Origin of the sequence: Aeromonas sp. MR19 (genome assembly GCF_963899305.1) — a bacterium.
In the GTDB taxonomy this organism is placed as follows: Bacteria; Pseudomonadota; Gammaproteobacteria; order Enterobacterales; family Aeromonadaceae; genus Aeromonas; species Aeromonas bestiarum.
This window is the reverse complement of record NZ_CAWQWZ010000053.1, coordinates 117,819-142,695: the sequence shown is the minus strand read 5'-3', so window position 1 is coordinate 142,695 and position 24,877 is coordinate 117,819. Positions and strand designations below refer to the sequence as shown.

General features: G+C 61.4%; 22 protein-coding genes, 1 tRNA gene and 1 pseudogene. 11 read left to right on the top strand and 13 right to left on the bottom strand.

Going from position 1 to position 24,877, the window contains the following annotated elements; translation table 11 throughout:
* Positions 1-6: 6 nt before the first annotated feature.
* The 4 genes from rnk to AACQ95_RS21320 all read left to right on the top strand — a co-directional run bounded on the left by rnk (position 7) and on the right by AACQ95_RS21320 (position 4,099).
* A complete protein-coding gene (gene rnk / locus AACQ95_RS21335) occupies positions 7-402 on the top strand; it encodes a nucleoside diphosphate kinase regulator (RefSeq protein WP_043137446.1) in 396 nt (131 codons plus the stop codon).
* 221 nt (positions 403-623) lie between these two features.
* Positions 624-1,214, top strand: a complete 591-nt coding sequence (gene uhpA / locus AACQ95_RS21330) for a transcriptional regulator UhpA (protein WP_042036506.1) — start codon at positions 624-626, stop codon at positions 1,212-1,214.
* Positions 1,211-2,731, top strand: a complete 1,521-nt coding sequence (gene uhpB / locus AACQ95_RS21325) for a signal transduction histidine-protein kinase/phosphatase UhpB (protein WP_241279846.1) — start codon at positions 1,211-1,213, stop codon at positions 2,729-2,731. The genes uhpA and uhpB overlap by 4 nt, the downstream gene beginning before the upstream one ends.
* A 24-nt stretch (positions 2,732-2,755) precedes the next feature.
* Entirely contained in the window at positions 2,756-4,099 is a 1,344-nt protein-coding gene (locus AACQ95_RS21320; protein ID WP_241279844.1) for an MFS transporter, read from the top strand.
* Positions 4,100-4,103: 4 nt separating this feature from the next.
* On the opposite strand, the gene AACQ95_RS21315 is transcribed toward AACQ95_RS21320, so the two are convergent.
* Positions 4,104-5,237 (bottom strand): GGDEF domain-containing protein, encoded by a 1,134-nt coding sequence (locus AACQ95_RS21315; protein WP_241279842.1) that lies wholly within the window; start codon positions 5,235-5,237, stop codon positions 4,104-4,106.
* 499 nt (positions 5,238-5,736) lie between these two features.
* Between AACQ95_RS21315 and AACQ95_RS21310 the strand changes: the two genes are divergently transcribed.
* From AACQ95_RS21310 to AACQ95_RS21300, 3 genes are all read left to right on the top strand, one after another.
* Positions 5,737-6,525, top strand: a complete 789-nt coding sequence (locus tag AACQ95_RS21310; RefSeq protein WP_042870751.1) for a transporter substrate-binding domain-containing protein — start codon at positions 5,737-5,739, stop codon at positions 6,523-6,525.
* Between the two features lie 94 nt (positions 6,526-6,619).
* Entirely contained in the window at positions 6,620-7,579 is a 960-nt protein-coding gene (locus AACQ95_RS21305) for an amino acid ABC transporter permease (protein WP_172955305.1), read from the top strand.
* Between the two features lie 89 nt (positions 7,580-7,668).
* On the top strand, positions 7,669-8,412 hold the full coding sequence (locus tag AACQ95_RS21300; RefSeq protein WP_042870747.1) for an amino acid ABC transporter ATP-binding protein: 744 nt from the start codon (positions 7,669-7,671) through the stop codon (positions 8,410-8,412).
* An 88-nt stretch (positions 8,413-8,500) separates the two neighbouring features.
* On the opposite strand, the gene AACQ95_RS21295 is transcribed toward AACQ95_RS21300, so the two are convergent.
* Complete coding sequence (locus AACQ95_RS21295) at positions 8,501-8,863, bottom strand: hypothetical protein (protein WP_241279840.1); 363 nt, start codon at positions 8,861-8,863, stop codon at positions 8,501-8,503.
* 273 nt (positions 8,864-9,136) lie between these two features.
* Here AACQ95_RS21295 and AACQ95_RS21290 point away from each other — a divergent pair, with 273 nt between their 5' ends.
* Positions 9,137-9,976 carry a sterol desaturase family protein gene (locus AACQ95_RS21290; RefSeq protein ID WP_241279838.1) on the top strand — a complete coding sequence of 280 codons (840 nt, stop codon included), beginning with the start codon at positions 9,137-9,139 and terminating at the stop codon, positions 9,974-9,976.
* A 76-nt stretch (positions 9,977-10,052) separates the two neighbouring features.
* Here AACQ95_RS21290 and AACQ95_RS21285 read toward each other — a convergent pair whose 3' ends face one another.
* From AACQ95_RS21285 to AACQ95_RS21235, 11 genes and pseudogenes are all read right to left on the bottom strand, one after another.
* Complete coding sequence (locus AACQ95_RS21285) at positions 10,053-11,453, bottom strand: basic amino acid/polyamine antiporter (protein WP_241279836.1); 1,401 nt, start codon at positions 11,451-11,453, stop codon at positions 10,053-10,055.
* A 9-nt stretch (positions 11,454-11,462) separates the two neighbouring features.
* A complete protein-coding gene (locus tag AACQ95_RS21280) occupies positions 11,463-12,365 on the bottom strand; it encodes a homocysteine S-methyltransferase family protein (protein ID WP_241279833.1) in 903 nt (300 codons plus the stop codon).
* 313 nt (positions 12,366-12,678) lie between these two features.
* Positions 12,679-13,218, bottom strand: coding sequence for a hypothetical protein (locus AACQ95_RS21275; protein WP_241279831.1), 540 nt, complete (start codon positions 13,216-13,218; stop codon positions 12,679-12,681).
* Positions 13,219-13,236: 18 nt separating this feature from the next.
* Positions 13,237-14,556 (bottom strand): hemolysin family protein, encoded by a 1,320-nt coding sequence (locus AACQ95_RS21270; protein ID WP_043137467.1) that lies wholly within the window; start codon positions 14,554-14,556, stop codon positions 13,237-13,239.
* Positions 14,557-14,748: 192 nt separating this feature from the next.
* Positions 14,749-15,459, bottom strand: a complete 711-nt coding sequence (gene phoU, locus AACQ95_RS21265) for a phosphate signaling complex protein PhoU (protein WP_042036494.1) — start codon at positions 15,457-15,459, stop codon at positions 14,749-14,751.
* 183 nt (positions 15,460-15,642) lie between these two features.
* The gene (gene pstB / locus AACQ95_RS21260; RefSeq protein ID WP_043137469.1) at positions 15,643-16,461 is read right to left on the bottom strand and encodes a phosphate ABC transporter ATP-binding protein PstB; all 819 of its coding nucleotides are present in this window, start codon (positions 16,459-16,461) and stop codon (positions 15,643-15,645) included.
* A 191-nt stretch (positions 16,462-16,652) separates the two neighbouring features.
* Complete coding sequence (pstA, locus tag AACQ95_RS21255) at positions 16,653-18,302, bottom strand: phosphate ABC transporter permease PstA (protein WP_043137472.1); 1,650 nt, start codon at positions 18,300-18,302, stop codon at positions 16,653-16,655.
* A gap of 50 nt (positions 18,303-18,352) precedes the next feature.
* Positions 18,353-20,590 carry an ABC transporter permease subunit gene (locus AACQ95_RS21250; protein ID WP_103471210.1) on the bottom strand — a complete coding sequence of 746 codons (2,238 nt, stop codon included), beginning with the start codon at positions 20,588-20,590 and terminating at the stop codon, positions 18,353-18,355.
* Between the two features lie 205 nt (positions 20,591-20,795).
* Positions 20,796-21,335 carry a tRNA adenosine(34) deaminase TadA gene (gene tadA / locus AACQ95_RS21245; protein ID WP_290064893.1) on the bottom strand — a complete coding sequence of 180 codons (540 nt, stop codon included), beginning with the start codon at positions 21,333-21,335 and terminating at the stop codon, positions 20,796-20,798.
* Positions 21,332-21,508, bottom strand: a complete 177-nt coding sequence (locus AACQ95_RS21240) for a hypothetical protein (protein WP_435301724.1) — start codon at positions 21,506-21,508, stop codon at positions 21,332-21,334. Before AACQ95_RS21240 ends, tadA begins: the two co-directional genes overlap by 4 nt.
* Positions 21,509-21,558: 50 nt before the next feature.
* Positions 21,559-21,705 (bottom strand): annotated as a pseudogene (locus AACQ95_RS21235) (tRNA adenosine(34) deaminase TadA); the annotation flags it as partial.
* A gap of 312 nt (positions 21,706-22,017) precedes the next feature.
* Between AACQ95_RS21235 and AACQ95_RS21230 the strand changes: the two are divergent.
* The 3 genes from AACQ95_RS21230 (at position 22,018) to aceB (ending at position 24,822) form a co-directional block, all read left to right on the top strand.
* Positions 22,018-22,094, top strand: a tRNA-Pro gene (locus tag AACQ95_RS21230).
* A gap of 258 nt (positions 22,095-22,352) precedes the next feature.
* Positions 22,353-22,499 (top strand): hypothetical protein, encoded by a 147-nt coding sequence (locus tag AACQ95_RS21225; protein ID WP_241279829.1) that lies wholly within the window; start codon positions 22,353-22,355, stop codon positions 22,497-22,499.
* Positions 22,500-23,214: 715 nt separating this feature from the next.
* Positions 23,215-24,822: a malate synthase A gene (aceB, locus tag AACQ95_RS21220; RefSeq protein ID WP_241279827.1), complete on the top strand. Its 1,608-nt coding sequence runs from the start codon at positions 23,215-23,217 to the stop codon at positions 24,820-24,822.
* The last annotated feature ends 55 nt before the right edge of the window (positions 24,823-24,877 follow it).

Sequence of the window (24,877 nt, the reverse complement as noted above, 5' to 3'; positions counted from 1 at the left end):
TATCCTATGCAAAGACCTCATCTCGTGATTTCCAGCCTGGATCTCGATCGCATCGAGCAACTGCTCGGCAACCACCCGCAGCACCTGGCATTGCAGGAGGAGCTGGACCGCGCCGAGATGCGCGAGCCGGCCGACATGCCGCCGGACGTGGTGACCATGAACAGCACTGTGCGCTTCAAGATGCAGAGCAGCGGCAACGACTTCTGCCTGACCCTGGTCTATCCGAAGGATGTGCAGGGGGATGAGTCCAAAATCTCAGTGCTGGCCCCGGTCGGCAGCGCCCTGCTGGGGCTGAAGGTGGGCGACAGCATCGCCTGGCCGGGCCCCGCCGGGCGCACCATCCAGGTCGAGATCCTGGAAGTGGTCTATCAGCCGGAACGGGCGGGCGAGCTGCACCGCTAGCCGCCACGGGCACGCGCCGACCCGAGCACCACGGGGACGGCGCGTATTCTCCCCGACCCAGGCCGGGTGCAAAGCCATCCCCTCCCTGATCCCGATCAAGCTTTGGGGCGGAAGCGCCCACCATACCGACCACAATGCGCCCTTCCTCTTGAGCCCGAGCGAGGCGGCAGGTATCTTGTTGGCCGCGCCAGCACCCTGGCCGCAGATTTCAGGCTGACATCATGATAAAGATTGCCCTCATCGACGATCACCAGATCGTCCGCTCCGGTTTTGCCCAGTTGCTCAATCTCGAGCCCGATCTCAAGGTCGTGGCCGAGTTCGGCTCGGCCGCCGACGCCCTCGCCGGGTTGCCGGGCAGCGGCGTGCAGCTGTGCGTGTGCGACATCTCAATGCCGGATCAATCCGGGCTGGACCTGCTCAAGCGCCTCCCCTCCGGCCTCGCCGTGGTGATGCTGTCGGTGCACGACAGTCCGGCACTGATCGAACAGGCCTTGCAGGCCGGTGCCAAGGGCTTTCTCTCCAAGCGCTGCAGCCCGGATGAGCTGATCGCCGCGGTGCGCACCGCCGCCCACGGTGGCTGCTACCTGACCCCGGACATAGCCCACAAGCTGGCCTGCAACAGTCAGGATCCCCTCACCAACCGGGAGCGGGAAGTGGCGCAGCTGCTGGCGCGGGGACTGGAGGTCAAAGCCATTGCCGAACAGCTCGGCCTCTCCCCCAAGACGGTGCACGTGCACCGCGCCAACCTGATGGACAAACTGAAAGTCAGCAACAACGTGGAGCTGGCCCACCGCATGCTGGACAGCTGGTGATCTCCCGTCTCGCCAGCTATGTCGCCATCTCGCTGGCGGCCAGCTTCATCTTTGCCGCCGGCTGGTTTTGCCTGTGGAGCATCAGCCTGCATCTGGCGGGATCCCCCATACTGGCGGTGCTGCTGTTCCCGTTCGGCCTGCGCCTCGGCCTGCTGTTGCAAAGCCCGATCGCCTACTGGCCGCCGCTGCTGCTGTGTGAATCCCTGCTGCTCTACTGGCTCAATCAGGAGGTAGGGCTGCCGCTGTGGCCGCTGATCCAGGCGGGCAGCCTGCTCACCCTGCTGCCGCTGCTCATCGCCCGCCGCCAGCAGGTGCGCAACGACTGGCAACAGCTGCTGGTGCTGCTCGCCACCGTCACTGTGGCGGCGCTGCTGCAATCCCTGCTCTGGCATCTGGCCGGGGAAGATGGCCTCACCGCCCTGCTGCTCACCCTGACCGGCGGCCTGACCCTCACCTCCACCTGCATGCTGATCTGGCACTACCTCACCCGCGCCACCTGGGTGCCGCTCGGGCCGGCGCTGGTGGATCAACCAGTGGACTGGCGCTTTCGTCATCTGGTCTGGTATCTGCTGCTGTTCGTGCTGAGCCTCTGGCTGCAGCTCGGCCTGCCGGACTCGCTGGTGCGCTTCACCCCGTTTTGCCTCGCCATTCCCATCATGGCCATGGCCTGGCGCTACGGCTGGCAGGGGGCGCTGCTCGCCACCCTGATGAACACTGTCGCCCTGATGGCGGGCCAGGCCTGGCACGAACACCCGCTGGACCTGCTGCTCTCCCTGCTGGCCCAGAGCCTGACCGGCCTGCTGCTGGGGGCCGGCATCCAGCGCCAGCGCGAGCTCAATCAGGCGCTGACCCGCCAGCTCACCCACAACCGCCAGCTCACAGAGCGGCTGCTGGAGACAGAAGAGAGCATCCGCAAGGAGGTGGCTCGCGAGCTGCACGACGACATTGGCCAGACCATCACCGCCATCCGCACCCAGGCCGGCATAGTGCGGCGTCTCGCGCCGGACAACGCCGGCGTCGGTCAGAGCAGCGCCCTCATCGAAACGCTGTCGCTCGGCATCTACGATGCGGTGCGCGGCCTGCTCGGTCGCCTGCGTCCGCGCCAGCTCGACGACATGAGTCTGGAGCAAGCGGTGCGCGGCCTGCTGCGGGAGCTGGAGCTGGAGCGCCGCGGTATCGTCACCCGGCTCGAGTGGCAGCTGGCGGACGAGGGGCTCTCCGACGCCCAGCGGGTCACCCTGTTTAGGGTCTGTCAGGAGGGGCTCAACAACGTGGTCAAACACGCCAACGCCAGCTCGGTCACCATTCGCGCCCATCGCCAGGCAGAGCGCCTGCTGCTGTTGCTGGAGGATGACGGCTGCGGCCTGCCGGAGCACCGCACGCCACAGGGGTATGGCCTGCTCGGCATTCGCGAGCGGGTGCAGGCCCTCGGCGGCAGCCTGCAACTCTCCTGCATTCACGGCACCCAGCTGACCGTGGCCCTGCCCAATCGCAAACGGGAGGAGCCTCATGGCTGACCCCCTTATCCAGCGAGGCCCTGCATGCTGAGCTTCATGAGAAGCGCGCCGCCCCAGCCGCTCATCCGCGATCAGACCGAGATCGATGCCAGCTACCGTCACTGGCGGCTGCACATCCTGCTGACCATGTACCTGGGCTATGCGGTCTTCTACTTCACCCGCAAGAGCTTCAACTTCGCCATGCCGGACATGCTGGCGGATGGCATGCTGGACAAGTCCGACATCGGCATGCTGTGGACCCTGTTCTACATCACCTACGGCTGCTCCAAGTTCTTCTCAGGCATCATCAGCGACCGCGCCAACCCCCGCTACTTCATGGGACTGGGGCTGATGGCCACCGGCGTCATCAACATCTTGTTCGGCCTCTCCTCGTCGCTGTGGCTGTTTGCGGCACTCTGGGTCGCCAACGCCTTCTTCCAGGGCTGGGGCTGGCCCCCCTGCTCCAAGCTGCTCACCAGCTGGTATTCGCGCACCGAGCGCGGCTTCTGGTGGTCGGCCTGGAACACGGCCCACAACGTGGGCGGGGCCCTGATCCCGCTCATCGTCAGCACCCTAGCCCTGCAACACGGCTGGCGCTACGGCATGATAGTGCCCGGCATCATCGCCATTCTGACCGGCTTGTTCCTCTGCTGGCGGCTGCGGGACACCCCGAGTGCCATGGGGCTGCCCACGGTCGGCGAGTGGCGCCAGGATGCGCTGGAGATCGCCCAGCAGACCCAGGATGCGGGCCTCTCTCCTCGCCAGATCCTGCGCAAATACGTGCTCGGCAACCCCTACATCTGGCTGCTGGCCTGCTGCTACGTGCTGGTCTACGTGGTGCGCACCGCCATCAACGACTGGGGCAATCTCTACATGACGGAGCAGCGCGGCTTCAACCTGATGAGCGCCAACTCGGCCATTTCGATGTTCGAGGTGGGGGGCTTTATCGGCGCCCTGGTGGCGGGCTGGGGATCGGACAAGCTGTTCAACGGCAACCGGGGGCCCATGAACCTCATCTTCGCGGTGGGGATACTGCTGGCGGTGGGGTCGCTGTGGCTGATGCCCTTCTTCAGCTATGTGATGCAGGCGGCCTGCTTCTTCACCATCGGCTTCTTCGTGTTCGGCCCCCAGATGCTGATCGGCATGGCGGCGGCCGAGTGCTCCCACAAAAACTCGGCGGGGGCCGCCACCGGCTTCGTCGGCCTGTTCGCCTACATGGGGGCGGCGCTGTCGGGTTATCCGCTGGCCAAGGTGATGGAGATCTGGCACTGGAACGGCTTCTTCGTGGTAATTTCGGTGGCGGCCGGGGTCTCGGCCCTGTTGCTGCTCCCCTTCCTCAAGGCCCAGGCGCCGCGCACCCAGGCCCCGGAAGCTGAGTTGGCGCCTTGAGGCGTCAGGCCAGGCGGCAGATCCGGTTCTTTCCCTCCCGCTTGGCCTGATAGAGGGCGCCGTCGGCCTGGCTGAACAGGGTGTCGAAATGCCAGCCGTGCTGGCAGCGCGCCAGCCCCATGCTGACCGTGATGCCGATGCCGTCCAGCTCCAGCGCCGCCAGATCCTGCAATATCTGCTCGCAGCGCGCCTGCTGGGCTTGCTCATCCTCCTGCGGCAGCAGCACGACAAACTCCTCGCCGCCAAAGCGGCTGGCTACCAGCTCGGGCCGCCCGCCCAGGTAGGCGCCGACGGCCGCCAGCACCCTGTCCCCCGCCTCATGGCCGTGGCGATCGTTGATCTGCTTGAAGTCATCCAGATCCAGCACCGCCAGGGCGCCAAACTCGCTCACCCGCCGCGCCGCCATCCGCTCCATGAAACCGCGCCGGTTCAGCAGACCGGTCAGGGAGTCGTGGCTGGCCTGCTGGCGCAGCGCCAGCGCCCGATACTGGGTACAGAGCAGCAGCACCCCGAAGGTGGAGAGGTAACTGCCCATCAGCATGGAGAGAAAGGGCAGCACATTGACGCCGCTCTGATCCATCAGCACCCGGGCATCTCCCTGCAGCAGAAACCCCATCCGCATCAGGTTGAAGCCGTATAGCAGGATATTGACCACGGTGAACACCAGCACGGCGGGCAGGTAGGCGGGATAGCCATGCCGCCAGATGAGAAAGACGATCACCGCCCCCAGCACCATGTAGCTCAGGCAGGCCAGCAATACCCGGGGCGCCATCCGTTCGTTGAACAAGATGCTCCAGCTCAGGATCAGCACATAGATCAGCATGAACAGGGCGGTGGCACGCCAGCTGAGGGGCTTGCCGAAGAAGCGCTGCAGCGCCAGCGGCATCAGGGCGAGGCAGACGGTGATCAGCAGGTTGGCCAGCCAGATCCCCGCCAGATTGGGCATGAAGGCCTGCAGGGTGAACAGACTCTGGGCCGCCAGGGCGCACAGGCTCGACCACCACCAGAGTCCGAGTCCGGGGATCTCCCTGTGGGTCGACCATATGATGGAGAGGGTGATAAAACCGAGGCTGTAGCCACCCAGGGCCATGATCATCAGGGTGAATACATCCAGCTTGAGCAGTATTGAGGCGTCCATACCCGTGCCACTAAACGAAGGTAACTGAGTATATTTGAAGCGCAAAACAAGACCCAGTGGCGTCTGAGCAAATCCTCAATAAAAGTTCACCTGTTGCATAAAATTCCGCTAAAAATGCCCCATAAGAATCCCTCTCCTGCTACCCACCGGAAAGTGAGTAACGTTTGACACCGCTGATGAGAGGGCTCGGTGTAACAAAGTGTCCCGCGGACATTTTGGACTTGAACCCGCTCCATTAGATAGATATGTTGTTTTCGTGTGATTTTATGAGTGCAGTCACGGGGAAAAAGCGCCACTAACCTATTGAGTCATCTGGCACAATCGGAATTTGGTACATTTTTCACTCAGCACACAGGAAATGGAATCTCATATGGGGCTTTTGCCTCAACCAAGACAATAATCCTGTCTTGCCTGTTGCCGGATGCAGCAGTCTCTTGTGCCACGGAGTCGCACGGGAGCAGGTTCAAGGCTGAACACAACATCGACAGAGACGTCACTTATGATCAAAAAACTCATTCTATCTACCTTGCTGTTTTGCGGGCTGGCCAGTGCCGCGCCTAGTTCCACTCTGGACGCCGTGCTGGAGCGCGGTGTGCTGCGGGTCGGCTTCGACGCCGGCTATCAACCCTTCGAAATGACCAACAAACAGGGCCAGTACATAGGTTTCGATGTGGATCTTGCCAAGATGGTCGCCAAGGAGATGGGCGTGAAGGTCGAGTTCGTCAACACCGCCTGGGATGGCATCATTCCGGCGCTGCTGACCGACAAGTTCGACGTCATCATGGGCGGCATGACAGTTACTCCCCAGCGCAACCTGCGCGTCAACTTCGCCGATCCCTACATAGTCGTGGGCCAGACCATAGTGCTGCGCAAGGAGAAGGTTGGCGAGATCAAGTCCTTCAGCGATCTCAACGATCCCAAGTACAAGATCGCGGTCAAGCTCGGCACCACGGGCGAGCAGGCGGTCAAGCGTCTGATCCCCAAAGCCACCCTGCTGCAGTTTGAAACCCAGGACGACGCCAAGCTGGAAGTGATCAATGGCAAGGTCGATGCCTTCGTCTACGACCTGCCCTACAACGCCATCTTCGCCTCCCAGAACACAGGCGCCGTGGTGCACCTGGACAAGCCGTTCACCTTCGAACCTCTGGCCTGGGCCATCCGCAAGGGCGACCAGGACACCCTCAACTGGTTCAACAACTACCTGCGCCAGATCAAGGGTGACGGCAGCTACGACCGCCTCTACAAGAAGTGGTTCGAATCCAACGCCTGGCTGAATCAGCTCAAGTAACCTCGCAAGGGGCGGCCTGCCGCCCCTTCACGCAGATCCCCACACAATAAATAACTACAACGAGGTTGCGACAGTGCACAACCCAACAAGACAGATGGAAAAACAACCCAATAAGCTGCTCTGGCACGGCGTCTTCCTGCTGATGCTGCTGGCTGCCGTATTCGGCATCTATAAAGCGGTTCAGTCCGTGGATTACACCTGGCGCTGGGAGCGGATCCCCCAATACATCGCCTATCAGGCGGAACAGAACAACCTGGCCGAATTTGACGGCACAGTGGTCGCCGGTACCACCAGCGCCGAACAGGGCAAGCTGTTCCTGCAAAACGATCTCGACCCCAATCAACGCCAGGCCATCGCCAGCACAGGGGTGAAGGTCGCCGAAGGGGACACCATCTTCCGGGGCGATACCCTGGATACCGAACTCACCTGGACCGCGGGCCCCATCGCCTGGGGCGTCTGGGTCACGGTCAAGCTCTCTCTGGTGGCGGGCGTGTTCGCCATCCTGCTCGGCACCCTGGCAGGCCTGGCCCGCCTCTCCCCCAACCCGGCCCTGCGCAATCTGGCGGTCACCTATGTGGAGCTCATTCGCGGCACGCCGCTGCTGGTGCAGATCTTCATCGTCTACTTCTTCATCGGCACAGTGCTGAACCTGGACAGGTTCACCGCCGGGGTCGCGGCGCTGGCCGTCTTTACCGGCGCCTATGTGGCCGAAATCGTGCGCGCCGGCATCAGCTCCATTCACAAGGGGCAGATGGAGGCCGGTCGCAGCCTGGGGCTCACCTCGGCCCAGACCATGCGTTACGTCATACTGCCACAAGCCTTCAAGCGGGTGTTGCCGCCGCTGGCGGGCCAGTTCATCAACCTCATCAAGGACTCCTCCCTGGTCTCTGTCATCTCCATCACGGATCTCACCAAGGCGGGGCGCGAGGTGGTCAGCTCCACCTTCAGCCCGTTCGAGGTGTGGTTCACCGTGGCCCTGCTCTATCTGGTGCTGACTGGCACCCTCTCCTTTATGGTGCGTCGTCTGGAGGTGAAATATGCGCGCAGCAACTGATCCCATTATCAAGGCTCAACAGGAGCCAAGAAGTGCTGCCATCACAGGCACGCCCCGCGCCTTCCCGGTACGTCGTCTGGAGGTGAAACATGCGTGCAGCAACTGATCCCATCATCAAGGCGACAGGTGTCGAAAAATTCTATGGCACCGAGGTGCACGCCCTGAAAAACGTCAGCACCCAGGTGGCCGAAGGGGAAGTGGTGGTGATAGTGGGCCCCAGCGGCTCGGGCAAATCCACCTTCCTGCGCACCCTCAACCAGCTGGAGACCATCAATGACGGCAACATAGTGGTCGATGGCATCTCTCTGACCGAACCGGGTGACGTCAACAAATTGCGGGAAGAGGTGGGCATGGTGTTCCAGTCCTTCAACCTCTTCCCCCACCTGAACGTGCTGGACAACATCTGCCTGGCACCGCAGAAAGTCCGCGGGCTGTCGCGCAACGATGCGCGGGACAGGGCCAAGGCCCTGCTGCTGAAAGTGGGATTGTCGAACAAGGCCGAGAGCTATCCCTCCCAGCTCTCCGGCGGCCAGCAACAGCGGGTGGCCATAGCCCGGGCACTCGCCATGCAGCCGCGCATCATGCTGTTCGATGAGCCCACCAGTGCGCTGGACCCCGAGATGGTGGGTGAGGTGCTGGACGTCATGAAGGGGCTGGCCCGTGAGGGCATGACCATGGTGGTGGTGACCCACGAGATGGGTTTCGCCCGCGAGGTGGCGGATCGGGTGCTCTTCATGGAAAACGGTGAGCTGCTGGTGGATGAGAAGCCGACCGACTTCTTTGACAATCCCCCCTCCCCGCGCCTGCGCCAGTTTCTGAGTCAGGTGCTCTGACGCTGACAGCCGTAGAAAGCAGAAGAGGGAGCCCATGGCTCCCTCTGTTATTGATGCCCATCAGTGGAGCGGCCAGCGCGGCTGGTTCTTAGAAGCGATAACGGGTCATCAGTCCTGCGTAGTGCTGCTCGGGCAGCACTACGGGGGCCAGGATCCAGCGCTCGGTGGCAAAGGCGCCAATCACCGCCCCCAGCGCATTGGCACCCGCGTCGAGGGCAGAGAACTTGCCGTTTCTCGACGCCAGCTCTCCCACCACCCCGATCCCGGTGGAAACCCCGAACCCGATCCAGCCTCTCTGTTCCCGATAGCCGTAATGATCGGCGATCGCCGTAAAGCCCGCCCCCATGGCCGCGCCACCGATGAAATGGCTCAGCTCGCTGTTGAAGCTGTCATTGGCCTGCGCACTCGCACTCAGCAGGCCGAACATGACATATAAATGGATCGTTCTCATCCCCCCCTCCATTGCCGGCACCTTGCCACCCATCGAGCCCCCAACCGGGACGTTCATTGTTCCAGTGTAAGCGAGGACCCGCCAGACGACAGGGCACCGGCTTCGGGATGGTGCATCCAAGGGCATGTCATCAACAGCCACTATTTGTCAGTAAAAACAAACCGTTGAATCTGTGCCCCGGCAGGGCCTGCACGGCTTGGGACATGAAATGTTAATGAAATTTTAAATCCATTCGGTATGCTGGAACCCAACTGGTCAAACCGGATGCCCGACATGGATGTGCAACTGCTGCTGCTTTATCTCTCCCCGATCTTTCTGGCCTTTATCGGCTGGGAGATGCTCTACCTGCGCAAGCACGGGGCGGCCTTTCCCACCGCCACCTACCAGTGGCGAGACTTGTTCGCCAACGCCACCCTGGCCCTGATGCATCAGGGGGGCGATGCACTGACGGCCATCGCCATCGCCTACCTGTATGACGCCCTCTGGGGCTGGCGCCTGTTCGACATAGAACTCAACCTCTGGAGCATCTTGTTGCTCTTTTTGCTGCAGGATCTCTGTTACTGGCTGTTCCACTTCGCCAGCCACCATGTGCGCTGGCTGTGGGCCTCCCACGTGGTGCATCACAGCTCGGAGCGGCTCAACCTCTCCACCGCCTTTCGCCAGAGTCTGATGTACCCAATCTCCGGCATGTGGCTGTTCTGGATCCCCATGATCCTCATCGGCTTTCCGCCCCAGGCCGTGGTGGCAACCGTGCTGCTCAGCCTGGGCTTTCAGTTCTTCGTTCACACCCAGGTGGTGGGCAAGCTGGGCCGGCTTGAGTGGGTCTTCAATACCCCCTCCCACCACAGGGTGCACCACGCCAGCAATGCCAAATACATAGACCGCAACTTCGCCGGCGTGCTGATCATCTGGGACAGGCTGTTTGGCACCTTCGTGGAAGAGGACCCCACCGAGCCCTGCCGTTTCGGCATCACCAAGCCCATCCGCAGCTTCAATCCGCTCATCCTCACCTTCCACGAGTGGCGCGACATGCTGCGCGAGGCCCGTGGCCTCCCCTGGCAGCAGAAACTCGGCGTGCTGTTTGGCAAGCCGGCTGGCCCCAGCAGCGTCTGAATCAGAATCTTGCCGCAGAGTAAAAAAAGAGAGCGCCACCAGGGCGCTCTCTTTCATTGCCAGTCACAGGCCCGGATCAGACATGGGCAAATGACCAGAGTGCGGGAAGCAGGCTCACCAGGGTTATCCCGGCCAGCAGTCGCTCGCGGCCACTGAGTCTTTTGGCGTCAGCCAGCTGACGACGGCTATAGAGAAACAGCAGCAGGCCCGGCCCGTACAGCAGCAAGGAGAGCAGCAGGTATTCCACCCCGGCGGCATAAAGCAGCCAGAGGCCGTAGCCGCTCGACACCAGGGCCACAGTCCGCATCAGGCCATTGCCCTCACCACTCAAAGAGAGTTTGAGCAGGAAGAGGCCGATCAGCAGGTAAGGCACCAGGATCATGGAGGTGGAGATGAGCAGCAGACTGGTATACCCCTTGCCAAGCAGCCACACCAGCAGCAGACAGCCCTGCACCGTCAGGCTGGTGAGCCACAGCGACGCTATGGGAGTGCCGTTGTGGTTCTGGCGCCGGAAGATGGCCGGAAAGGCGCCGTGGCGCGCCGCACTGAAGGGCACCTCGGCCGAGAACAGGGTCCAGCTCACGTAAGAGGCGAGCACGGAGACGATGAGGCCGATGCTTATCAGCAGCTTGCCCCAGGAGCCTGTCATCTGGCCCATCAGCCCCGCCATGGAGGGGTTGGGCAGGGCCGCGAGCTCAGGGCGACTCAATATCCCCAGCGCCAGCACAGAGATGAGCACATAGAGCAGCAGTGCCAGCACCACGCCGAGCACTGTGGCCGTGCCCACGTCCCGCTTGTTTCTCGCCCGGGCCGACAGCACGGCCGCCCCTTCGATGCCGGTGAAGACCCAGAGGGTGATGAGCATGGTGTTGCGCACCTGCTCGGAGACCGGCACAGCCAGCGTGCTGCCCTGCTGATCCGCCGCGAAGGTGACAGGATCGAACCAGTAGCAGGCGAACAGGATGAACAGCAACAGCGGCAGGCTCTTGGCCAGGGTCGCCACCAGGTTGAACAGGGCGGCCTGCTGCACGCCGCGGGCCACCAACAAGTGCACCGCCCAGAGGATGCAGGACTCGCCGATGAAGGCGGCCAGGGTGTTGCCCTCACCGAACCACACCTGTTCCGGCGTATCGACGAAGCTGCCCAGCGCCGCGAAGGCGATCACCAGATAACCCACCACGCCTATGGTGGCGCAGAGCCAATAGCCCCAGGCGGAGAAAAAACCCACCAGATCGCCAAAGCCGGCGCGGGCATAGCTGTAGATGCCGCCATCGAGCTCGGGTCTGAGCCGCGACAGGTAGAGAAAACTCGCAGCCAGCGCCACTATGCCCACCCCGGTGACGCCCCAGCCGATCAGCACGGCGCGGGCCCCCGCCACCTCGGCCATGTTCTGGGGCAGGCTGAAGATGCCCGCCCCCACCATGGAGCTGAACACCAGGGCGGTGAGGGACCAGAGGCCTATTTTGCTCTCTTTCATGTGATCTCCTTAGCGCAGCCGGCTGGCCAGGGCCTGAATATGCTCTGGGCCTATGCCGCAGCAACCGCCGAGGAGAGAGGCCCCGACGGTGCGCCAGCGCTCGGCCCAGCCGAGGTAATCCAGCGGCCCCAGATCGGCGCGGATCTCGTCCAGCCCGTCGTTGGCGGTCGCCTCTTTTGGCTGGGGCGGGAAGGCATTGGCGTAAGCGCCGAGGCGAATATCCCCTCGACCCAGCGCCTGCAATCTGGCACCAGCTACCGTCAGCGCGGCCTCAATCACCTCGGGCTGGCAACAGTTGAACAGGATGGCATCCACCCCGACCGCAACCAGCGCCGTGACGGCATCGACCACCCGCTCGCCGGAGCGCAGGGTCGGCTCGCTGCCCGGCGCCTCGTCCTCCAGGGTGAAGGAGACCCAGAACGGCTTGCCATCCGCCGGCAACAGCGCCTTGAGAGCCAGCGGCTCGGCGATCAGGCTCATGGTCTCGGCCAGCCAGATGTCCACATGGGGCGTCAGCGACCGAATGAGTGGCATCGCCAGTTCGCCCACTCTGTCCGCCTCGAACAGATCGGCGCGGTAGGAACCAAACAGCGGTGGCAAGGATCCCGCCACCTGTACGGCACCGCCCTGCGCATCGGCCACCTCACGGGCCAACTGGCCAGCCAGCGCGGCCAGCACTTCCCCCTCGGCGGCAAAACGCTCGGCGCCGATATGAAACGGCACCAGCGCATAGCTGTTGGTGGTGATGACGCGGGCACCGCTGGCCACATAGGCCTGATGCACTTCGCGCACCGTCTGCGGCGCCTCCATCAGCGCCAGCGCCGACCACTCGGGCTGGCGAAATGGCGCGCCCCGCCGTGCCAGCTCACGCCCCATGCCACCGTCCAGTACCCACAATGCCTGTGTTTCCATCTGTCCTGTCTCTTTGTTGTTGTGTTTGTCTGCATGTTTCATCTGTGGCTGTTCTCATGGCTGGCGTGGCTGTGCGTCGCCTTGCCCATTCAGAGTGAACCGCCAAAATGGCCATAAAAACATATGGATGTTTAGACGGCCAAAATAAGATAGAACAAAGCCGAGCTGACGGCAATCGGTATCACAGGGCATCAGCAGACAGCAGAGACGGGAAAACAGCGAAAGCGGCAGAAGGCAGAAGGCAGAAGGCAGAAGGCAGAAAAGCGTGAGGCCACCCAAGGGTGGCCTCATTGCAACAGGATGAACTGGTGGCTTAACGCCCTGCCAGCACCCGTTTTATCTGCTTGGTCCAGTCGGAAACCCGACCCTGCTGGGGCAGACCACGCCAGATCTGCTCCCACTGAGCCGGGCTCAGTGGACGACCCAGCCGACGCTGCACCCCGGCATAGAGATAATCGTGGGCCGTGGTGGCAGCATGGGTGGAAGTGAGGAACTTGGAGACAGGATCGGTCAGCCGCACATCCCGCATGCCGAGCAGCGGATAGTCGTTGTGCACCGCCGCCAGCATGGTCTCGCGCATGGCCGACTCTATGTAGCCACGGGCAAACAGGGCGGTCACCGACTCGAGGGACCCCTGATCCGGGCCGTGATACTCTTCATCAAACACAGGGCTCGGCTCTGCCACGCCACTTTGCACCACGGCATCTGGATCCGGCTGCGGCACCACCACCGCCTTGGGAGCGGCAGGCTTGGCAACGGCTGTGGCCTTGCGGGGTGCGCTCTGGCTGCAAGCGCCCAGCGCGAGGGCGAGCGCCACACAGGCCAGCGCACGGGAATGAGACTGCATCTTCATGACTCCTTGATAGCTCCTTTACGATTCCTGAGCAGGCTTCTCGGCCACTACGGGTTCGACCCGGGTGACCAGCAGCTGGTCGATCTTGTAGCTGTCGATGTCGACGACTTCGAACTTGTAGCCCGCGTATTTCACCGAGTCGGTGCGCTTGGGGATCTTGCGCAGCATGAACATGATGAAACCGGCTATGGTCTCGTAGTTCTGGCTATCCGGAAACTCTTCGATGTCGAAGGCCCGCATCACGTCCGAGATGGGGGTTACTCCGTCCACCAGCCAGGAGTTTTCGTCCCGCTGCACTATCTGCTCTTCCACCACGTGGGTGGCCCACTCGCCCATGACGGTACTCATCAGGTCGTTCATGGTGACTATCCCCACCACAAGGGCGTATTCGTTCATCACCACGGCGAAGTCGCCCCTGTGGTTCTTGAAGTACTCCATCGCCTCGTAGAGGTTGAGGGTGTCGGGAATGATGATGACGTTCTGCACTAGGGAGCCGCTGTTGAGGTCTATGCTCTGGCCGCTGATGACGCGGATCAGCAGCTCTTTCGCATCGACGAAGCCCTTGATGCTGTCGAGGTTGTGGTCACAGACCAGAAACTTGTTGTGCGGGTGTTCGGCGATCTTGGCCTTGATGCTCTCCTCGCCCTCTTGCAGGGTGAAGTAGATGAGGCTCTCGCGGGCCGTCATGGCGGAGGTGACACCGAGGGACTGCAACTCGAACACGTTCTCGATGAGCTGATGCTCTTCACGCTGGATGACGCCAGCCTCGGCGCCCGCATCCATCACCGCATAGATGTCGTCAGAGGTGATCTCGTCGTTGCGTATCATGGAGACCCGCAGCAGACGGAACAACGCATTCGCCATGCCATTGAAGAACCACACCAGCGGCATCAGCAGGGTCACGCACAGCAGCATGGGGCGTACCACCACCACGGCGATCCGCTCCGGCATTGTCATGGCCAGGCGCTTGGGCATCAGGTCGGCGATCAGGATGAACATGCCGGTGACGAACACGAAGGAGGCGGCGGAACTTATCTGGCTGAGCCAGGGGCCTTGATAGAAGCCGGAGATGAACCCCTTGATGGCAGGATTCAGGGCAGACTCACCCAGGATACCGCCCAGGATGGCAACGGTATTGAGGCCGATTTGCACCACGGTAAAGAAATTACCCGGCTGGGCCTGCAGCGCCAGCACCTTGGCGGCATGGCGGTTTCCCTCATCGGCCATCACCTGCAACTTGATCTTGCGGGAGGCGGCAAGGGATATCTCGGAAAGAGAGAAGAACACGCTGCCGGCAACCAGCAACATCAGAAAAAATAAACTATCGGCAAAACTCATGATTAACCTATTGCTACACCCGTCTTAGCACAAGACGGCAAACTGGGCCTGGGAGACCAGACCGTGAGTCCATCCGGGACTCACACAGGGGGCATATTCTAGCAGAAAAGCGCCTGTTGGGTGGCGATATCTTACTCTGGCACCCAGTGCAACAAAAAAGGCGCCCAAAGCGCCTTTTTATTCATTTTTCGGTCAGTGCTTGCCGAGCAGCTCATTGAGCTCGTCCGCCTTGGTGTGGCGCACGTCCTTGCCTTTGACGTAATAGACTATGTACTCGCAGATGTGCTGGCAACGATCCCCGACCCGCTCTATGGCCCGCGCCGCCCACAGCACGTTCAGCACCTGGGGTATGGTGCGCGGATCTTCCATCATGTAGGTCATCAGCTCGCGAATGATGGACTCGTACTCCCTGTCCACCTTGTCATCTTCCTTGTAGACGGCGATGGCCGCCTCCAGATCCATGCGGGCAAAGGCGTCGAGCACATCGTGCAGCATCTTGATGGTGCGCCGGCCCATGTTCTCGAGCGATACCAGCGGCGGTTGCGGCTTGTTGGCGTTGTCGGTCAGCATGCGGGCAATCTTGTCCGCCACGTCGCCGATGCGCTCCAGATCCGTGATGGTCTTGATGATGGCCATCACCAGCCGCAGGTCGGACGCGGTGGGCTGACGCTTGGCGATGATGCGGGTGCACTCCTCGTCGATCGCCACTTCCATGGCGTTGACCTTGTGATCGTTGGCCACTATCTTGCGCGCCGCATCCAGATCCTGATCGTGGATGGCCGCGATGGCGTCGGTCAGTTGCTGCTCCACCAGGCCGCCCATCACCAGCACCTGATTGCGCACGCTCTCAAGTTCGGCATTGAACTGACCGGAGATGTGTTTATTGAGGTTCATATTGTCCATACAAATAATCCTTATGCTCCGAGTATGCCCTAGCCGTTGAACTGACCGGTAATCTGTTTCTTGATGCTCATCTTGCTCATACCAATAACCCTTATTGCACCAAGCATGCCTTAGCCGTTGAACTGACCGGTAATCTGTTTCTTGCTGTTCATGTCTATCACCCCTGCTCTGCCACTCACACTATTAGCCGTAACGACCGGTGATGTAGTCCTCGGTCTTCTTCTTGGCCGGGGTGGTGAAGATGGTGTTGGTGTTCGAGTACTCGATGAGCTCGCCCATGTACATGAAGGCGGTCTGATCCGAGACCCGCGCCGCCTGTTGCATGTTGTGGGTGACGATGACCACGGTGAACTGGCTCTTGAGCTCATTGATCAGCTCCTCGATGGTGAGGGTCGAGATCGGGTCGAGCGCCGAAGTCGGTTCATCCAGCAGCAGCACTTCCGGCTCGATGGCGATGGCCCGGGCGATCACCAGACGCTGCTGCTGGCCACCGGAGAGGCCGAAGGCGTTGTCGTGCAGCCTGTCCTTCACCTCGTCCCACAGGGCTGCGCCGCGCAGTGAACGCTCGGCCGCCTCATCCAGAGTGCGTCTGTCGTTGATCCCCTGCAGGCGCAGGCCATAGACCACGTTCTCATAGATGGACTTTGGGAAGGGGTTGGGACGCTGGAACACCATGCCCACCTGGCGACGCAGGGCGGAGACATCCACCCCCTTGTCGTAGATATTGTGGCCGTGCAGCTGGATCTCCCCCTCGATGCGGCAGATCTCCACCAGATCGTTCATCCGGTTGATGCAGCGCAGCAGGGTCGATTTGCCGCAACCGGACGGGCCGATAAAGGCCGTCACCTGCCCCTTGGGGATCTTCATGTTGACGTTGAACAGCGCCTGCTTGTTGCCGTAGTACAGGTTGAGATCCTTGACCTCCAGCGCGGTCTGCTCCGGGCTCAGGTTGAGCAGGTCCAGCGCAGTGTGCTGGGTGGAAGCTGTCGTTACGTTGATCATCTGTTACCTCAAATCAGTCGATGGCGGCGGGCATCTTGATGTGCCAGCGGCCGGAACACTTGACTGGCAAGGGGGGCAGCCGCCCGTCCCTTGCCTCAATATCAGTCTGGGGTAGCTGGATTAATGTTCCAGCGACCGGAATTTTTCCCGCAAGTGGTTACGAATGCCTGTGATGTCCGTCAGGTTCATCATCAATGCTCCAAAGAACGGAACTTCTCGCGTAAATGGTTACGAATGCCGATGGCCGTCAGGTTGAGACCAACGATCACCGTCACCAGCAGGAAGGAGGTGGCATACACCAGTGGCCGCGCCGCCTCGACGTTGGGGCTCTGGAAGCCCACATCGTAAATGTGGAAGCCCAGGTGCATGAACTTGCGCTCCACGTGCAGATACGGGAAGTTGCCATCCATCGGCAGGGTCGGCGCCAGCTTCACCACCCCCACCAGCATCAGCGGCGCCACTTCACCGGCCGCCCGGGCGATCGCCAGGATAAGACCTGTCATGATGGCCGGGCTCGCCATGGGCAGCACGATGCGCCACAGGGTCTCTGCCTGGGTGGCGCCGAGCGCCAGCGAACCCTGGCGAATGGTGCTCGGGATCCGGGCCAGCCCCTCTTCGGTGGAGACGATCACCACAGGCAGGGTCAGGATGGCCAGGGTCAGCGCCGACCAGATGACGCCGGGGGAGCCAAAGGTCGGGCTCGGCAGCGCTTCCGGGTAGAACAGCTGATCCAGCGAGCCGCCGAGCGTGTAGACGAAGAAGCCCAGACCGAACACGCCGTACACGATGGAGGGCACACCCGCCAAGTTGATCACGGCGATGCGGATGATCTTGGTCAGGCTGTTCTTGCCCGCGTACTCGTGCAGGTAGACAGCCGCCACCACGCCGAGCGGCGTGACTATGATGGCCATCAGGAACACCATGAAGACGGTGCCGAAGATGGCCGGGAATACGCCGCCCTCGGTGTTGGCCTCGCGGGGATCATCGGAGACGAACTTGCCGATCTGGTGGAACCAGTAGCCCACCTTGGCCAGCAGGCTCATGTCGTTGGGCCATACCACGTCCAGCACCTTGGACATGGGCATGACCACCAGCTCGCCACGCATGTCCTTGACCGTGATGCTGTCTCTGTCCGCCTGGGCACGCAGGGAGAAGAGCTGCTTCTCCAGCACCTGATAGTTGTCATTGAGGGCCTGACGCTGCTCGGCCAGCTGGGTTTTAAGCTGATCGGTCAGCTTGTCGTCCAGCTCGGCCTTGCGCTCTTTCAGGCGCAGCCGCTCCAGCTGATAGTTGATGCTGCCTATGTCCCCTTTTTGCAGATCGTCAGCCTGTTCGGAGAGATCGTTGGCACGGGCCAGCACCCGTTGCAGCGCGGGATGCAGATCCTGGCTCAGCTCGCGGCCGTCCTCCTTGACCCCGACTATGTAGCCGTAGAAGTTGCCGTTGGTGGCACGCTCCACCATGGCCAGCTCGGTCGGCAGGCTCTGGGACTTGATGTCTGTCTCCAGCACCCAGCGAAAATCGAGGTCGACGAACTCGCGGTTGCCGGTCTTGACCAGATAGCGGGTCAGCAGCTCGCGCTCCTCCCCCTCCAGCGGCAAGCCTGCGGCGCGCAGCCGCTCCACTGGCACCAGTTCACGGTCATTGATCTCGCCGATCAGCACGCTCTTGTTGCCGCTGGCGTCTTCGAGCTGCCACTCATAGATGGGGTGAGGCCAGAAGTAGACCAGACCGCGCCAGCCGATCAGCAGCAGCAGACCCAGTACCGCGACCAGACTCAGGCTGACGGCACCGCCGGTCATCCAGATCCAGGGGGCCCCTGATTTAAACCACTTACCCATTATCGATTCCTTGTTCATATACAGAACGCCGCTTTTGATGGAACGGCTCATTACAGAGAGCTGTATTTTTCACGCAACCGCTGACGAATGAACTCGGCCAGGGTGTTGAACATAAAGGTGAACACAAACAGGACAAATGCCGCGAGGAACAACACCCGATAGTGAGAGCTGCCCACTTCCGATTCCGGCATCTCCACCGCGATATTGGCGGCCAGGGTGCGCAATCCCTGGAACATGGAGAAGTCCATGATGGGGGTGTTGCCGGTGGCCATCAGCACTATCATGGTCTCGCCAACGGCGCGGCCAAGGCCCATCATCACCGCCGAGAAGATGCCCGGGCTGGCGGTGAGGATCACCACCCGGCTCAGGGTCTGCCAGGGGGTCGCCCCCAGCGCCAGCGAACCCTGGGTGAGATGCTTGGGCACGGAGAAGACAGCGTCCTCGGCGATGGAGAAGATGGTGGGGATGACGGCAAAGCCCATGGCGATACCGACCACCAGGGAGTTGCGCTGGTCAAACTTGATACCCATCTCATGGGTCAGCCAGATGCGCGAGTCGCCGTGCATGAAGGCGTTCTCGATGAGCGGGCTCACCGCGAAGGCGCCCCAGCCGATCAGCAGCAGCACGGGAATCAGCAGGATGGCGTGCCAGCCCTCAGGCAGCCACGACCGGCCGCGTTCCGGCAGGTAGTTCCACACCAGCGCGGTCAGCAGCATCCCCATCGGCAGCAGGATCAGCAGCAGGATCACCCCGGGCAGCGCCCCCTCTATGATGGGAGCGAGCCAGAGACCCGCCAGGAAGCCCAGGATAACGGTCGGCAGTGCCGCCATGATCTCGACCGTCGGCTTGACGTATTTGCGCAGCCCGGCCGACATGAAGTAGGCGGTGTAGATGGCGCCGGCAACGCCGAGCGGCACCGCAAACATCATGGCGTAGAAGGAGGCTTTCAGGGTGCCGAACACCAGCGGCACCAGGCTCAGCTTGGCTTCGAAGTCATTGCTGGCGGAGGTGGATTGCCACACATACTGGGGCTCAGGGTAGCCTTCGTACCACACCTCCTGCCACAGGGCAGACCAAGTCACCTCGGGGTGCTCATTCTCCACCGCGAACAGCTTGAAGCCATCCCCCTGCTGCATCAGCAGCACGTTGTGGCGTGGCGAAATGGCCAGGGCCGACAGGGAGCCGCCCTCGACCTTCTCGCTCAGCAGCTTGGTCTCGCCGGTGGCGTGGAAGAAGCTGACGGTGCCATCCTTGCCTGCGCTGATGAAGCCCTTGCGAAAGTGCTCCGGGGTCAGCAAGTCGACCGGGCCATCGCCCTTGAAGTCACGAATGGGGGTGAACTGGCGCTTGCCGTCCTTGGCCACTTCGAACCACTGGGAGATGACACCGTTGTCGTTGCCCACCAGCAGGGAGGAGGCACCGGAGAGCAGCTCGACCCGGGTCACGTTGGCGTTGGGGGCATTGATCTCCATGACGTTGCGCAGGGAGATGTCATTGAGGTTGTGAATGTCGTAGACGGAGAGACGGTTGCCCTCACGCACGAACAGGATGCGCAGATTGGGGGTCAGCAACAGCTGATCCACATGACGCGGCAGGGAGGGAATGCTGTAGTTCTGGGCGCTCCACTCCACCTCGCCGGAGAGGAAGTTCTCCTCGCCGCTCATGACCGTCATCACGCCGCGGCCATCCTCGGTCACGGCGGCGGTGGCCATCTTCTCCTTGGTCGCCTCGAACACCATCAGCTGCAACGCTTTTCCTTGCGGGTCTATCACCACGGGTGCTTCGCCGAAGGGATATTGCAGGCTGGGTTCTATGACCCGCACGTCGTTGGGATAGGAGACCTTGAAGTAGGGCTGCATCACCAGCGCCTTGCCATCGGCAAAACCGTAGGCGATGAGCTTCTGACCCGGTGCCGGCGGCGCGACCGTGGTGATGTCACCCGCGACCTGGGCCTGACCCAGCGCCTGCCCCACCTTGACCTTGCCATCCCCCTGGACGGCGAAGAAGTTGACCAGCCCCTTGTCGCTGAAGCGGTAGCCAATCTCGTTCTGCTCCTCCATCCCGAGCCAGGCGGTCTTGCCCGCAACGGGCAGCGTGAACGACGCGGTCGGCTCCATCGTGGCGCCATTGAAGATGGGTTTCACCACATAGAGCAGGTAGAAGAAAATGAGCAACAGGGCCACCAGCACCAGGGCACCACCCGTGGTGACCCCGTACTTGGCCAACTTATCCTTGATACGGCGCTTTCTACTGCCCGCCATACCCAAGTTTATCGATTCCGATGACATGCAAGACCTCAATGTGAGCTAGGCTTGGCGGCATTATATGGCGGTTGCATGACAGTTTTGTTACATCGAGGCCCTCTGTGAAGAGGTTATTTTGGGGGGCATTCAGGCAGGACGTTGTCAGCAAGTAGCAGTACCAACCCGCTGTTTTATATGAGGATATATAAAGGCATCAAGCGAGGGGGCGAGGCGGATCTCCCCCTTGGTGTCAGACGGCGGGGCCGCCGCTTTGTTGCAGCGCCTGCCTGGCTGCCTTTTTCTCGGCGCGGCGACGCTTGAAGAAGGCCGACAGCTGGGCCGAGCAGGCTTCCGCCAGCACACCGCCGGTCAACTCGACCCTGTGGTTGTGGCGCGGGTCCTGCAATATCTCGAACACGGACCCGGCCGCCCCTGTCTTGAGATCCTGCGCCCCGTACACCACCCGCTTGACCCGGCTGTGGATCAGGGCGCCGGCGCACATGCAGCAGGGCTCCAGCGTCACATAGAGGGTGGTATCGAGCAGCCGGTAGTTCTCCAGCCGGACACCGGCGGCGCGGATCGCCATGATTTCCGCATGGGCGCAGGCGTCATGGGCGCTGATGGAGCGATTCCACCCCTCACCGACCACCTCGTCCCCCAGCACCAGCACGGCGCCGACCGGGATCTCGCCTATCCCCTCGGCCCTGGCGGCCAGTGCCATGGCATGGCGCATCCAGCGCTCGTCTTGCTGCGCTTGCTCAAAGGAGTCAGCATTCTCTGATGGCGTCACGCCCTTACCTCTTTGTCGTTATATTGCCTGTGCGCCATGAACATTGGCGCCGTGCCGACCGGGATCTCACCCGTTTCCCCCTCGGCCCTGGCAGCCAGCGCCATGGCGTGGTGCATCCAGCGCTCGTCTTGCTGCGCTTGCTCAAAGGAGTCAGCATTCTCTGATGGCGTCACGCCCTTACCTCTTTATATTGCCTTCGTGCCTTGAACATTGGCGCCGTGCTGACCGGGATCTCACCCGTTTCTCCCTCGGCCCTGGCGGCCAGTGCCATGGCGTGGCGCATCCAGCGCTCGTCTTGCTCGCCATGCCCCAAGCACGGTGCGATTTCTGATGGCTCCACGCCCTTGTCCTCTCTCGACAGCTTGTTCATGACGGTTTGTCCTGCTTCCCGGCCTGACTGATCGCTCATCCGTCTCTTCTTTACCCGGATGCGGTTATCCCGAACCGGCCCCTGCCCGGCGGCAGATGACGACATACGCGATCACCCGGCAAGGCTGCTCGCCTGGCAGTGGATGCACGCACCGCAACACGGGGCGGCGATTATGCCAAATCTCACCTGCAGGCCCAAGCTACATCTTGGTTGCGCAATAAAGAAGCAGTCGGCATCTCCCTGATAAAAAAGGAGTTGCACCAACCGATCCATATCATTAGACTCCTTTCCGTCAGCTCAGACTGACCTCGTCGGTGTGTAGCGCAGCCAGGTAGCGCATCTGCATGGGGTGTAGAGGGTCGGAGGTTCGAATCCTCTCACACCGACCATTTTCCCCGAAAATAGCCCAGTCTCGCGACTGGGCTATTTTTTTGCCTCGTTTCCCGCTTCCCATCTTTATTGTCCTGCCAAACGCCTTGCCCACAGAGCCATCACTATCGACGGCATGTTTTTTATACAGAACCACTTGAAACCGCTGGCGAGTATCGCTAGGATACGCCACTTTTCCGCCGGCAATGGATACAGGGAGGTGGAAATCCGGGTGATGGAGTCACCAACCGGCTTGCAATCCAACGAGGCAAGCACCCATGACGCAAGCAGTTGACGCACAACCCGATCTGGCCCCCCTGCCACTACCGAACGTCGAGCTCGGTGATAACGAATACGGCACTGAATACGGCACCATAGTGCGTCTTGACGTGGTCGATCTGGCGGCACCGGACGACGATTACTGATCCCGCCCCTCAAGGGATCCCCCGCACGCAACAGGAGAGTGTGGTCGCTGAGCCGTGAATTTCGCCACCCTTTCATCCTCCCGAGGGGCCAGGAAGGCCCGCTGATACAAATAACAATAAAATGCTGAAAAACTGAACATAACCAGTTTCATTCACTACTCATCACCCTCCCCTCCCTCTGCTGGCTGTCAGGCCAAGGTGATACAAACCTACGTTATTGCTCGTCACTTTCCCCTCACTGGTGGGGTAAATCCCATTCGGCCCCCATTCGCCATCCAAGTTTTAAACAAACGTTCACTAACCAATGTTGGCAGGAGCTGGATATTCACTGGGATCGCCGATCTCATTTCATACAGCTGTTTTTTGAAAGCTTGGAGTTAGGTCGGGATTTGTTTTTGCATTTGTAATTTTATTACGTAATAAGTTACATACCAAGCTGCATTCCCTCTACTGGATCACACCACCATCAGGGGGCGGAAAACAAGCGCATAACCATCTGCATAGAGCTTTTGCGCTAATCACATAAATCTATTAAAAACATCATCTTAACCACCGGTCAAAAACAGGCGTTTTAAAAAAGTGGTTGACGAACAGGGCAATATTTCGCACCTTATGAATCGTGTTATCCCGTTGTTACGGGAAGTTTGAAAGAACAGGGATCGACTTTAGTCGTAGTTAGTAAGTTCAAAATGTAATTCTCAAAGGAGTGAACCTTATGTCGGCACCGGCTCAGACCCACTGCAGCGCCCGCCTTCGCATCCAGGGCGAGATGCTGCCCGAATACGCGCAAATTCTGACGCCGGACGCGGTGGCTCTGGTCTCCGAACTGGTGGAACGCTTCGCGCCCCAAAGAGGGGAATTGCTGAAACAACGTGTGGCACGCCAGGCCCGCATCGATGGCGGCGAGCTGCCGGACTTCCTGCCGGAAACCGCCCACATCCGTGCCGGTGACTGGACCATTCGCGGCATCCCCGCCGATCTGCAGGACCGCCGTGTGGAGATCACGGGACCGGTCGAGCGCAAGATGGTGATCAACGCCCTCAATGCCAACGTCAAGGTATTCATGGCGGACTTCGAGGATTCGCTGGCTCCCGCCTGGAACAAGGTGATCGAGGGGCAAATCAACCTGCGCGATGCGGTCAACGGCACCGTCTCCTACACCAGTCCGGAAGGAAAGGCCTATACCCTGAACCCGGATCCGGCCGTGCTCATCTGTCGGGTGCGTGGCCTGCACCTGCCTGAAAAACATGTGACCTTCGATGGCGCCCCCATCCCAGGCGGCCTGTTCGACTTCGCGCTCTACTTCCTGCACAACCATCAGGCGCTGCTGGCCAAGGGCTCGGGCCCCTACTTCTATGTGCCCAAGCTGCAGAGCCATCTGGAAGGACGCTGGTGGAGCGAAGTGTTCGCCTGGACCGAAGACAAGTTTGGCCTGCCCCGTGGCACCATCAAGGCCACCGTGCTCATCGAAACCCTGCCTGCGGTGTTCGAGATGGATGAGCTGCTCTATCAGATGCAGGATCACATAGTCGCGCTCAACTGCGGCCGCTGGGACTACATCTTCAGCTACATCAAAACCTTGAAGAATCACCCTGATCGGGTCCTGCCGGACCGTCAGGTAGTCACCATGGACAAGCCTTTCCTCTCCGCCTATTCGCGGCTGCTGATCAAGACCTGCCACAAGCGCGGCGCGCTGGCCATGGGCGGCATGGCCGCCTTCATTCCGGCCAAGGATGCGGCCGTCAACGAGCAGGTGTTTGCCAAGGTCAAGGCGGACAAGGAACGCGAAGCCCACAACGGCCACGACGGCACCTGGGTGGCCCACCCCGGCCTCGCCGACACCGCCATGGCGGTCTTCAACGCCACCATTCCTGTTGGCGCCAGGAACCAGATCGGCGTGCTGCGCGAGCAGGATGCCCCCATCACGGCCGCCGACCTGCTGGCCCCCTGCGAGGGTGAGCGCACCGAGGCGGGCATGCGCACCAACATCCGGGTCGCCCTGCAATACCTGGAAGCCTGGATCAACGGCAACGGCTGCGTGCCCATCTACGGCCTGATGGAAGATGCGGCCACCGCCGAGATCTCCCGCACCTCCATCTGGCAGTGGATCCGCCACGGCAAGAGCCTGTCGAACGGCCAGGTGGTGACCAAGGCGCTGTTCCGCCAGATGCTGGCCGAGGAGCAGCAGGTGGTCAAACACGAGCTGGGCGATGCCCGCTGGCAAGCGGGGCGCTTTGCCGAGGCGAGCGAGCTGATGGAGCAGATCACCTGCGCCGACACCCTGATCGATTTTCTGACGCTGCCCGGTTACGAGCGGCTCTGAACTCCGGGCCTCCCCAGCGGAGCCCGCCAATAACAAGTCAATGGAAACGTGAAAT

Coding starts and splice junctions, on each gene's coding strand:
- pstB (WP_043137469.1), bottom strand. CDS start 16,461: ATGATCAACGTAACGACAGCTTCCACCCAGCACACTGCGCTGGACCTG.
- AACQ95_RS21300 (WP_042870747.1), top strand. CDS start 7,669: ATGCGTGCAGCAACTGATCCCATCATCAAGGCGACAGGTGTCGAAAAA.
- phoU (WP_042036494.1), bottom strand. CDS start 15,459: ATGGACAATATGAACCTCAATAAACACATCTCCGGTCAGTTCAATGCC.
- aceB (WP_241279827.1), top strand. CDS start 23,215: ATGTCGGCACCGGCTCAGACCCACTGCAGCGCCCGCCTTCGCATCCAG.
- AACQ95_RS21305 (WP_172955305.1), top strand. CDS start 6,620: ATGGAAAAACAACCCAATAAGCTGCTCTGGCACGGCGTCTTCCTGCTG.
- pstA (WP_043137472.1), bottom strand. CDS start 18,302: ATGGGTAAGTGGTTTAAATCAGGGGCCCCCTGGATCTGGATGACCGGC.
- rnk (WP_043137446.1), top strand. CDS start 7: ATGCAAAGACCTCATCTCGTGATTTCCAGCCTGGATCTCGATCGCATC.
- AACQ95_RS21320 (WP_241279844.1), top strand. CDS start 2,756: ATGCTGAGCTTCATGAGAAGCGCGCCGCCCCAGCCGCTCATCCGCGAT.
- AACQ95_RS21225 (WP_241279829.1), top strand. CDS start 22,353: ATGACGCAAGCAGTTGACGCACAACCCGATCTGGCCCCCCTGCCACTA.
- AACQ95_RS21250 (WP_103471210.1), bottom strand. CDS start 20,590: ATGTCATCGGAATCGATAAACTTGGGTATGGCGGGCAGTAGAAAGCGC.
- AACQ95_RS21315 (WP_241279842.1), bottom strand. CDS start 5,237: ATGGACGCCTCAATACTGCTCAAGCTGGATGTATTCACCCTGATGATC.
- AACQ95_RS21290 (WP_241279838.1), top strand. CDS start 9,137: ATGGATGTGCAACTGCTGCTGCTTTATCTCTCCCCGATCTTTCTGGCC.
- AACQ95_RS21275 (WP_241279831.1), bottom strand. CDS start 13,218: ATGAAGATGCAGTCTCATTCCCGTGCGCTGGCCTGTGTGGCGCTCGCC.
- AACQ95_RS21285 (WP_241279836.1), bottom strand. CDS start 11,453: ATGAAAGAGAGCAAAATAGGCCTCTGGTCCCTCACCGCCCTGGTGTTC.
- AACQ95_RS21280 (WP_241279833.1), bottom strand. CDS start 12,365: ATGGAAACACAGGCATTGTGGGTACTGGACGGTGGCATGGGGCGTGAG.
- uhpA (WP_042036506.1), top strand. CDS start 624: ATGATAAAGATTGCCCTCATCGACGATCACCAGATCGTCCGCTCCGGT.
- AACQ95_RS21295 (WP_241279840.1), bottom strand. CDS start 8,863: ATGAGAACGATCCATTTATATGTCATGTTCGGCCTGCTGAGTGCGAGT.
- AACQ95_RS21310 (WP_042870751.1), top strand. CDS start 5,737: ATGATCAAAAAACTCATTCTATCTACCTTGCTGTTTTGCGGGCTGGCC.
- AACQ95_RS21270 (WP_043137467.1), bottom strand. CDS start 14,556: ATGAGTTTTGCCGATAGTTTATTTTTTCTGATGTTGCTGGTTGCCGGC.